We start from the raw sequence: 767 nt of genomic DNA on the forward strand, positions 1-767 counted from the left end.
AACACAGTGGACGCGAGCAACTGAGGACAAGCCCTCGGCCTATTAGTACCAGTCAGCTTCACCCGTTACCAGGCTTCCACATCCGGCCTATCAACCCAGTCGTCTACTGGGAGCCTTACCCTCTCAAGGAGGTGGGAACACTCATCTCGAAGCAGGCTTCCCGCTTAGATGCTTTCAGCGGTTATCCCTCCCGAACGTAGCCAACCAGCCATGCCCTTGGCAGAACAACTGGCACACCAGAGGTTCGTCCGTCCCGGTCCTCTCGTACTAGGGACAGCCCTTCTCAATATTCCTACGCGCACAGCGGATAGGGACCGAACTGTCTCACGACGTTCTAAACCCAGCTCGCGTACCGCTTTAATGGGCGAACAGCCCAACCCTTGGGACCGACTCCAGCCCCAGGATGCGACGAGCCGACATCGAGGTGCCAAACCATCCCGTCGATATGGACTCTTGGGGAAGATCAGCCTGTTATCCCCGGGGTACCTTTTATCCGTTGAGCGACGGCGCTTCCACAAGCCACCGCCGGATCACTAGTCCCGACTTTCGTCCCTGCTCGACCCGTCGGTCTCACAGTCAAGCTCCCTTGTGCACTTACACTCAACACCTGATTACCAACCAGGCTGAGGGAACCTTTGGGCGCCTCCGTTACCCTTTAGGAGGCAACCGCCCCAGTTAAACTACCCATCAGACACTGTCCCTGATCCGGATCACGGACCCAGGTTAGACATCCAGCACGACCAGACTGGTATTTCAACGACGACTCC

1 rRNA gene is annotated in these 767 nt (G+C 57.4%); it reads right to left on the bottom strand.

Going from position 1 to position 767, the window contains the following annotated elements:
• Positions 1-22: 22 nt before the first annotated feature.
• Positions 23-767 (bottom strand): 23S ribosomal RNA (locus tag PV682_RS44145); the annotation flags it as partial.

It is taken from the genome of Streptomyces niveiscabiei, from assembly GCF_033794345.1.
GTDB classification, from domain to species: domain Bacteria; phylum Actinomycetota; class Actinomycetes; order Streptomycetales; family Streptomycetaceae; genus Streptomyces; species Streptomyces niveiscabiei.